Source organism: Tolypothrix sp. VBCCA 56010, assembly GCF_050875635.1.
Classification (GTDB): Bacteria; Cyanobacteriota; Cyanobacteriia; order Cyanobacteriales; family Nostocaceae; genus Hassallia.
Genome location: NZ_JBPAOH010000214.1, coordinates 1 through 9,690, shown reverse-complemented (window position 1 = coordinate 9,690; position 9,690 = coordinate 1). Strand labels below are relative to the sequence as shown.

Genomic DNA, 9,690 nt, shown 5'->3' with positions numbered 1-9,690 from the left:
CTTAAAAGACGGGGCGTATGTTTCCCACTGGTTGTTGGGGCTATCTCTTTCCCTACACCCCACACCCCACACCCTACACCCCGCCCCAACGGGGCTTGGTCAATTTCACAATCAATAGCAAGCCCAATCTCATCAAATAAAATTGCAAAGTCAATGCTATAAGAATACTCTGTCTCGTCTATCGGAAACCGAAGCTGAGTTTGTACCCGCCCCGGAAAATGCTGCTCCAGAACTTGTTTAAATACAACCTCAGATGCGCCAATCGGTGCATCACTTACACCATTCGGTTTTCTCACTCGATTGTGGAGAGTCAGTTTGAGCTTTTTTAGTCGTTGTTGTAGGAACTGCCTTTGCTTTAAGTCCTCACGATTCACGACTTGGGGAGCAGATAATTTTTCACCTTTGATGTCAGTTGGATATTCACTAACATAAGACAAATTTGAAGAATTTGAGAAAAAGCGATTTATATCTGCCTTCAAAAGTTGATAAAGCCAGAACCCACTCCCAATTGCCCCACCTCCTAACACCATCCACCCCCAATCTCCAAAAACCCCCAGAATGTTTAACACCATCAAACTGGCATATCCCATCACAATACAGGGATAGAAAAACCAATAATTTTGATGCTCAACAGTGCGAGCATCCATCAATTTTTTGGAGGTTTCCAAGGGTAGCGATTGCGCTAGGCGCACGCTGCGCGAACGGTTATTGACCACGCCTACCCCTAGTTCCACAGTTGGTGGCATTGGATTATCTGCTATGAAGTCAACTAGCAGCTTTGGGTAGAGGACAACGGGATAACTCATAACGCAAATGCGTTTCTACTTCTCAAACTCGCGCTTATCCGCAGGCACCACCCACACCAAACAAAATCCCGACTTAGCCCGCCGATTGTCCAAATTCAACACCACTTTCAGCCTTTGCACATCTTTAACACACGATTTATTATCCAAATACCCCCGATTCCACTGCATGAGATTACGGGCAAACTTCCCTTCCCCCGACTCAGCCCAACGCAATGTTTCAGCTTGGCTTAAAGTCAGGTGGCGTGGTCCAGTTGGATCGAACCCACCAGCCAACCAGGGAGGAATACTCATGTCCATGATAAATCCGACACCCAGTATCGCTAAAAGTAAGCCAGCAGTAGGAACCAGGGAAGCGAGCAATCTTTGCCCTTCGGAAATCTGAGCTTTACGAATTAATTCCCCAGCTGCCTTGGAAATTGCTAACTTCTGCCGCTCTACAGTTGCCGATTCGACTAACTCTAAATTACGGGCAAGTTCACGACTCCAGTTCTTAAATAGCTGCCCTAAAGTATCCGGGGCATCTTCAAGCAACACTTCCAACCTGCCCGTTGCTGCTAGCACCAAGAATAAAGGATCATCAGGTTCTAACCCAGTTTTGGTAACGATGTCCAAGACTTTGCCCTTAAATTCATCGCCGTAGCCCTCAAATGCAGCGTCTAATCGACTCTTATTTACTGACTTTTCACCCTCAAGCTCAAATTCACTCTCCATCATGGCAATAGCCCCACCTTGTCCAACTCGCCATGTGCCTGTTTCAAGAATGAATGCACCCGCTGCGTTCCCAATACCCCTAGCTTCTGGGTGTAATTTTTTGCAGCAGCAAACGTCAGCTTTTCTTCTAAGAGGATATCCCGCTCTCGAAACGATAGTTTAGGAAAGACAACTTCCTTGACTTTAAGTAGGTCGGCGTGAAAAAACCAAACTATGTAAAGATAAATAAATACGGATAATATATCTACCGAGGTGACGAAAAATATGGGCGCTCGTCTAAGGGTATTTCTGACATCGGAGCAAAACAAAACCCTCTTAAATCTAAGGACTGCCGATGTACCACAGAAAGTGAAAGACCGAGCAGAAGTAATCAGGTTAAACGCACACGGTTGGTACGTGGAAAAAATAAGTAGGTCGGCGTGAAAAAACCAAACTATGTAAAGATAAATAAATACGGATAATATATCTACCGAGGTGACGAAAAATATGGGCGCTCGTCTAAGGGTATTTCTGACATCGGAGCAAAACAAAACCCTCTTAAATCTAAGGACTGCCGATGTACCACAGAAAGTGAAAGACCGAGCAGAAGTAATCAGGTTAAACGCACACGGTTGGTACGTGGAAAAAATAGCTGCTCATTTTAACTGGACAACACAAACAGTAAGAGAAGTTTTACATAAATGGCAGGAGTGTGGTGTGGAAGGGCTATGGGAATTGTCTGGGCGCGGGGGAAAACAGAAGTGGAAGGAACAGGACATACTGTTTTTGGAAGAATGCCTCAAACAAGAGCCACGCACATATAACAGTCATCAATTAGCTCAAAAATTACAGAGCCATCGCCACATTAAATTGAGTCCCGACAGAATAAGACGGGTACTCAAAAAAAGGGGATCATTTGGAAAAGAGCACTCGTAGAGTCATAAAAGAAAACAAGACCCTGTAATACGGGAAAAAAAGCAAGCAGACTTAGATATGCTGGAATTAGCTGCTGCTGCCGGAGAAATAGATCTAAAGTATTTGGACGAATCAGGGTTTTGTGCCTGGAGTGAGCCTGGTTATACCTATTACCAGCAAGGTGAGCAAAAACGTCTAGAACAAACAAAGCGTCGTGGTCGTAGATTAAGCATTATCGGCTTTCTTCAACCTTTAATTAGTTTTGTTTACGGTCTGGTTATGGGAGGTGTGGGTAAAAAGCCTTACATTCAGATGATGGAACTTGAAGCGGAGTCAGCCGAAAAAGCAGGACGTATCAGGGTGATTGTACAAGATAACGGACCCATACACCGATGTAAAGAAGTGCAAAAGCTATGGTCAAAGTGGGAACATATGGGTTTGTACATCTTTTTTTTGCCCCCATACTGCTCCCAGATGAACCCAATTGAACTGGAGTGGCAGCACCTTAAAAAAGACGAACTATGTGGGCAAATATTTGATGATGAATTAGACCTCGCTTACGCCGTGATTGATGGCGTTAAAGTTAGGGGAGAAAAGGGCAACTCCAGTACAAAACGTATTAAATTTGACTCTAATCGCTCTGGTTAACTTTTCGTTACATAGTTATAAATTTTCCTGCCCACCTACTTATACTCAGCGATCGCACTTTTTAATTCTGGCTTTTCTAATACCCGCTCCCACTCATCACACATTGCGTAGTTTTTCACCAAAACATGAGTAATAGTGTCCTTAAACTTGTCGAGTGACTCAATGAATAATTTTACACTGTCGTATGCTCCAGTACAAACGAACCATTTAACCAAGCGCACGTCATATTGAACACCGACTTCAAGAACACTGTTGCGTGAAATCCATTCGTTGACGAGGAGATAAACCTGTGCGGGCAGATTCACAACCACTGATTGAGTTAATGCCAAATCAAAAATCTGGTCAGCATCATAAGATTTTTTCTCATGTTCACTAAATGAGGCAGTTTTGGCTTTATCCGGGTATACTTCACTCACATCGGCATTTGTGCGATCGGCATCCACTAAAGTGACGGACTTTCCCGTATCAATGCAATACTGCATCAAAGTTCTGGCAAACAACGATTTCCCAACCCCCCCCTTCTCGCCATCAATGAGGTGAATTTTGGTCGGGGTTTTGGGATTTACTAAAGCTTCTTTTAAGCCATTTTCTGCATCCAGTTCACTTGTGGGAATGGCGCTCGTTGCAGCCCTAAATTCTTGATGTTCCTGATGCTCCTTCGCTTCAGCTTTCTGATTTAAAGGTTGCGACGTTTTCGGATTTTCTAGTTTCAATTGCTCAACAGGCTTATCCATTGGTTCCGTCTTTTTTACTCGTGGCATTGTCTTATCCAAAAAGTTCTTGACTATCTAAATACAAATTCTTTTTCGAGCCGCCTGACAAATTCGCGGATTCTTCCCTACTCTCACCATTCGTGGAGATATTCTTAACAGTTGGTGGCGTGGAAGCATACACCACTGGAGTCATCACTTCTCGAAAAGGTGAGTTCTGGGCGGTTGGACTCTCCAACCGAAATGCAGCCCTCATATAGCTGATATGTTTCTCCAAAGCATCCACACAGCCGAGTGCAACTAACCGCAATTCCTCTGGGGGTAAATTCCCTCGTTCTTGGTAAGCCAGTGCTAACCAGCACATTGACAAAGTTTCTAGCACTGTTTTCTTCAGCACCCGCATTTGAGAACAATTGAGATAAGTCAGAACCACCCCATCAGGACTGTCAGCATAAGGCGTGTATCTCAGGATCAGGTTTAACCTTTTTCTGGTTTGCCCACTCATACCACTGCCGCCTCTCGTTCTTGGAGATAAAGAAATAACCCGAATCCATCCAGCAGTCGAAATGCCAGCGCCGTTGCATTGGGATGATCGGCAAAGAAAATGGTTTGTACCTGCTTCATTAATTCATCTCCCCAATATGTCGGTGTACTGGAGAAATACCCTTGCAATTCCTTCTTGAAGTAATGTGCTGCACCACCACAGAGAATAACCTCTCCCACATTTAACTGGGGTTGCAGTGTTGTATCTAGCCATGCACTCAGCCGTCGCCAGTATTGGGTCCGTGACGATGCGATCGCACTGGTAATTACCCTCACTTCTTCTGCCCGACGATGCTCATCTCGACTTTGTGCCAATGCTGCTATTGCGCTTTGGCTCTCATTAATCGCAGTACCTGCACTAAAAATTGCCTTGGTGAGCATGTCTGCACTTTGTCCACTTGTTCGCCGCACTACCAACGAAACCATTTGGTGAAAGCCCAAATCTGTTGTAGTGGTATGAATATGATTCAACTTGCCCTCTACAAATACCAAAGCACTTGTGTTTCGATGCCCAAACATCAGCGTGGCAATTGAGTGAGAACGAAACCAGTCCAGCCCTTTGATATTAAGCCGACTCATTGCCAGCCCACTCCCTTCGGGACGACATTCAAAGTGTTCTAGCTTTACCCGTAATCGCTCATCCCTAAATGTATAATTCTTCAAACTAAAGCGCAGCAGCTTTTCAAAGCGTTCTCTATCTGGATATTCATTCCAAGGCAACAACACTGCCAACGACACAGAAAACTTAGTTGGCAGTCCCAAAATTTGCTTAATTGCTCCAACTGCTGCCAGCACCTTGTACACTGCTCGTTCGTACTTTAGTTCCCGCATCCCCGCATCTGCTAGAAACTCCCGTGCAAGACATCCCACCACAAAACACTTGTCATTTACTACCCCCCAAGCTTCTGCTTCCGGGCGGGGATTACCAAGGCGGTTCGACACATAGCTTTTAATCGCCTCGTGTGTTACTAATATGACTTCCGGTTGCATCACCAGCAGAGTTGGTGTTTTTTCGCCCCTAACTTGATACACCACCTTATTCAATGAAGCACCAGGGTCAAAACTCATTGTTAAGTCTGCCATTCCTTTGTCATGTCTCTTATCTTTGTTCCCAACTATTCATTGATAACTTGCATGACTTTTCTTTTACCTCAGAATAAAGTTAGAGGTACGCTACGGAATTATTTTTGTATTTAAATTTACTTGACTCTTGGCACTATTGTTATTTTTTGTTTTAATATGTCGCCATTGTGTTCTATTTGTGTTTAATTTTTGATTTATTATTGTTCTTAATCTGTCTATAGGTTGACTTTTCATTAACTTGATTGTGTTTTAATTGTGAAATTACATAATTGCTTCTCATATCGTTCATTCATACTTAATTAACCAACACAGGAACATCAACTTTTTGATATTTACGAAACACATATTGGTCACTTTTTTCACTCAATTATCTTATACTTGTCATTGGCTTTCGATTAGTCTTAAACTAGTTTGTGGACTCACTCCACAATTTTTGCCCTCACGGGCATCGCTCCGCTAAAATTGTTTCGTTCGCAACGTCAATCCAACCACCCTGAAACCAGGCGCGAAATTCAACCGTAGATAGAGCCATTGCAGGAGTATGAGCGAGCATCTTGGATATAGAAAGAATTGTTGATCGCATATTTCATGGCTTACACGGTTTGTCGCATCCAGAAAATAAAGGATTGGGGAACTCTGGTTTCTAGCGAACTACACACCACCAGGGAACGGGATACGCCCAATGCAGATCCAGCCGTACATAACATCCGCCTAATTGGGTCTAAGTCAGATCCAGATTTGGCGACGATATTCAAAGCGAAAATTGGCAATCAGAAGATTCGCTCTAATGCAGTGCTGGGTGTTGAATTTGTCCTGAGTGCCAGTGCTGAATACTTCCGTCCCGATGATTCATCCATCGCTGGAACTTATAACCAAAAACGTTTAGACGACTTTGCAGAGGCAACGATAAAATGGCTAAAACAATCTTGGGGCGATCGCGTTGTCCGCTGTGAGTTACACTTAGATGAAGCTACTCCCCACATTCATGCCTACCTGGTGCCACTGGATGAACGTGGCAAGCTCAACTGTAGGGCGCTATTTGGTGGAACTCGCAAAAGGCTATCTGAGCTTCAAGATAGTTTTGCAGCTGCTGTTGCTCCATTGGGCATAGAACGGGGTATTAAAGGTAGTACTGCCAAGCATACCAAGGTCAAAGAATATTACGCTTCCATTAATCGCCAATCCCTCAACTTGGACTTGGAACAAACTCTACCGATTGCTACACAAACTGAGAATGCGATCGCTTACCGAGAGCGCGTCAAGGAAACTTTACAACCATCCCTCGACATCATCAACCACCAACTATCAGATCGCGCTGCGGCACTAAAGCGATATCACGATATGGAGCAAAAAGCAAGAGCATCTGAAAAACAAAGGCAGAAGCTGGAGCAGCGCATACTGGAATTAGAAGCAGAAGTTTTTAAGTACAAGGAAGAACTCCTTGTGCTGCGTGACTTGCCCCTAGAAGATGTTGCCTACAACTTGGGACTTGATCCAGACTACAATAATAAGCATAAGTGGAAGGGTTACGGTCACATCATCAGCATTACCGACTCCAAGTTCTACGACTTCTCAGGTGAGCAACGCGGTGGTGGTGGCGCGATTGACTTGGTGATGCACGTTAAGGAGTGTAACTTCCAACAAGCTGTGGCGTGGCTAGGCGATCGCTTTGGAGAATCGGGGATGATAGGCGCTGTAACGAATCATACACTCAATCAAGCCCAACAAATTGCGCTTGTAGAGCCAGTTGCCAAATTTACGCCCCCTGAGCCGGATGAGAAAGGGTGGCAGGCAGTGCAACACTACCTAACTACGGGAAGCAAACTTCCTGAAAACTTAGTCCAGACTCTGCACAAACGCGGATTAGTTTACGCTGACTCTAAACAAAATGCCGTGTTCATCATGCGCTCTCTGGATGGGGATGTGACGGGAGCTTTCTTGAGAGGAACAATGGGTAAGGATAACACCTTCATTGGTTTGGAGAAAGGCAGCAAGCGGAACGCTGGTTGGTTCTATGTGCGAAGCGGTGGAAAGAGTGACGATCCGATTCAAAGAGCGGTGTTAACCAAATCCCCCATAGATGCTTTGTCTGCATCTGTGCTAGAGCAGCCGCAACAGCTTCTAACTCTGTACCTTGCAATCGATAGCGCTCGAAGCTTGCCAGTGGAGTTTTTGAGCAAGATACCAACAGTGGTTGCTGCTTACGATAATAATACTGCTGGAAACGAAATGGCAAGACTTATCAAGCAGCTTTTGCCACAAGGAACGCAGACTCAAACCAAAAGTCAAGGATTGGAACGAGGAACTGGACAAGCGTAGCTTTGCGTTTGATTTGGGGAGATAGGTTTAGTTGGTTTCAAGTAAGGACTAAAAGTTTTTGACAAACTTGTGCCATCAGCATAAATATAATGATTCTGATGAGAGATTTCACTACAATCATCGTTGGCACGAAAACTTCTAATACATTGGAAAGATTCTCTAAATTTTTCCTCTAAGTAATATCTAGTCCAAGTCCCATATAAGTCTCCTGAATAATATCGACAGAAATTGCCCCAATTTCGCAGTTGTAGGTTCATAAACTGACTTATCCCATCAAACTCAGAATCACCTCACCTATTCTTACTTTTTTTGGATCTTTTTGGACAGCCGCACCACTTGTCTTGATTTACATTGTCATACAGATTTGGTATCCGATCTGCCAGATTTTGAGACAAAAAACATGTTACTGGTGTTGAATATGGGTTATGTGCGATGGGCTTTCGCCACGCCTGGGCGCGATGGCGCAGAGCGCCCGCACTAAGAGCGATCGCTCTTATGTCCGGAATCGCCAACTGCACCGTTGTAGTAATTAAAAGACTTGCAACTATAACGAAACTATATAACTAAACTACGGGGACATACCCCAACTCGAACGAGCGTCATGATGGCGCTCGTTTTGGGTTTTGGTGGAAGCGTGACTGTAAATTCCGAGGCGATCGCCCGAAGCGTTCTTTCATCATTCATCCGCAAATGAGCCATCACCCGAACCGACTTTGAAGATATCGCCACTGGGTTGTAAACTTTCTTAATGTTGCCAAAACTCAAATGACAGATTATTTTTTACCAGAAGATTTCAGAGTATATGTCAGCCCGTATGGGCATGTAGTTAACAAAGGCTGCACCGGGAGCATCCCAATTTGGCAAAAAGAGAGAAAAAAGCCCAGATTATTCGCGATTAAGTCTCGCGAATAATCTGGGCGACTGTACATCGCTACCGGAATTCGAGAGAATTAATAATGTCCAAGAAACAGATCAAGTCCAATGACCCCGGAAGATAAAGAACTTTTAGATACCCACATAAAAGCGATCGCGAAGATTCTTTATAAAAACACGCCATCGGAAAAAATAGAAACCTTTGAAGGCATAGAAACGGCCGTTCGCGATCAAGTTCTGGAACACGTCAGTCCGAAAATTGCCTTTTTTTTGTCGGAGACAAGACTGGAACAACAAAGGGGAAAACACGAACAATAAGGAGTTGTGTTGGTAAGATTAAAATCACTAATAAACAAGCATCTCGTTTGGGAATAGAACCATATCGCCGATTTAGCCCATTGCTTGAAAAGTGCTGTTTATTACTTGCAGCCAACGAGTCATTCCAGGACGCAGAGAATGATCTTAAGATTCTAACAGGGATCGAAGTTGGTCATAGTACGCACCATCGCCAAGTCAAAAAAGTGGATTTATCCCCCCCGAACGTAAGACAGAAATTAACAGAAGTCTGCTTAGATGGTGGAAAAGTAAGGCTTCGTTCAGAAAAAAAAGGTCAACCTGCATATTGGAAAGAGTATAAAACAGGGCGATTACAGGGGGTATATTACGGAGCATTCTTTCAAGACAATCTCTCCGTAACTAATTGGATCAATAGTCAAAATATCGGTAAAACTCTTTACTGCTTGGGAGATGGACATGATGGAATTTGGAATCTATTTGCAGAAATTGCCGACTCTAATATTCGTCAAGAAATTCTCGACTGGTATCATTTGAAAGAAAATCTGTATAAAATACAGGCGGCTAAAAAATTTATCATCGACATTGAAGCTGAACTTTGGTACGGACAAGTGGAACAAGCAATTACCAAACTTAAGAACACTAAATATGTAGGAGTTACCCAATTTACAAACTATCTACGCAAACATAGACATCGTTTAGTGAATTACAGCAGATTGCGGGTTTATGAAGTACAGTAACAGCAGTTTGTAAACCAGTTTTTTAGATGCTTGGGATTAACCAAATCGAGTGCTGTAGCAATCAAAGTA

General features: G+C 43.7%; 8 protein-coding genes and 3 pseudogenes. 3 read left to right on the top strand and 8 right to left on the bottom strand.

From position 1 onward, the window contains the following. From AABK37_RS37800 to AABK37_RS37790, 3 genes and pseudogenes are all read right to left on the bottom strand, one after another. Positions 1–806 (bottom strand): annotated as a pseudogene (locus AABK37_RS37800) (hypothetical protein); the annotation flags it as partial. Positions 807–821: 15 nt separating this feature from the next. After that, positions 822–1,520, bottom strand: a complete 699-nt coding sequence (locus AABK37_RS37795; RefSeq protein WP_432556578.1) for a DUF6753 family protein — start codon at positions 1,518–1,520, stop codon at positions 822–824. Further along, a complete protein-coding gene (locus tag AABK37_RS37790; RefSeq protein WP_432556577.1) occupies positions 1,517–1,825 on the bottom strand; it encodes a hypothetical protein in 309 nt (102 codons plus the stop codon). Before AABK37_RS37790 ends, AABK37_RS37795 begins: the two co-directional genes overlap by 4 nt. A 178-nt stretch (positions 1,826–2,003) precedes the next feature. On the opposite strand from AABK37_RS37790, the pseudogene AABK37_RS37785 reads away from it, so the two are divergent. After that, positions 2,004–3,059, top strand: a pseudogene (locus tag AABK37_RS37785) (IS630 family transposase). A gap of 35 nt (positions 3,060–3,094) precedes the next feature. Here AABK37_RS37785 and AABK37_RS37780 read toward each other — a convergent pair. The 3 genes from AABK37_RS37780 to AABK37_RS37770 are packed head-to-tail and all read right to left on the bottom strand — an operon-like array spanning position 3,095 to position 5,395. Continuing rightward, the gene (locus AABK37_RS37780) at positions 3,095–3,820 is read right to left on the bottom strand and encodes a hypothetical protein (RefSeq protein ID WP_432556576.1); all 726 of its coding nucleotides are present in this window, start codon (positions 3,818–3,820) and stop codon (positions 3,095–3,097) included. A gap of 4 nt (positions 3,821–3,824) precedes the next feature. Next, positions 3,825–4,274, bottom strand: a complete 450-nt coding sequence (locus AABK37_RS37775) for a hypothetical protein (RefSeq protein WP_432556575.1) — start codon at positions 4,272–4,274, stop codon at positions 3,825–3,827. Next, entirely contained in the window at positions 4,271–5,395 is a 1,125-nt protein-coding gene (locus AABK37_RS37770) for a ParM/StbA family protein (RefSeq protein WP_432556574.1), read from the bottom strand. The genes AABK37_RS37775 and AABK37_RS37770 overlap by 4 nt, the downstream gene beginning before the upstream one ends. Before the next feature lie 588 nt (positions 5,396–5,983). On the opposite strand from AABK37_RS37770, the gene mobV reads away from it, so the two are divergent. Next, positions 5,984–7,714, top strand: coding sequence for a MobV family relaxase (mobV, locus tag AABK37_RS37765; RefSeq protein ID WP_432556573.1), 1,731 nt, complete (start codon positions 5,984–5,986; stop codon positions 7,712–7,714). Here mobV and AABK37_RS37760 read toward each other — a convergent pair. Further along, positions 7,681–7,971 (bottom strand): DUF3598 family protein, encoded by a 291-nt coding sequence (locus AABK37_RS37760; protein ID WP_432556572.1) that lies wholly within the window; start codon positions 7,969–7,971, stop codon positions 7,681–7,683. The two genes, mobV and AABK37_RS37760, sit on opposite strands and share 34 nt — an antisense overlap. Positions 7,972–8,269: 298 nt before the next feature. After that, positions 8,270–8,443 carry a hypothetical protein gene (locus AABK37_RS37755; RefSeq protein ID WP_432556571.1) on the bottom strand — a complete coding sequence of 58 codons (174 nt, stop codon included), beginning with the start codon at positions 8,441–8,443 and terminating at the stop codon, positions 8,270–8,272. A 252-nt stretch (positions 8,444–8,695) separates the two neighbouring features. Here AABK37_RS37755 and AABK37_RS37750 point away from each other — a divergent pair. Continuing rightward, a pseudogene (locus AABK37_RS37750) lies at positions 8,696–9,591 on the top strand (ISKra4 family transposase); the annotation flags it as partial. Positions 9,592–9,690: the final 99 nt, after the last annotated feature.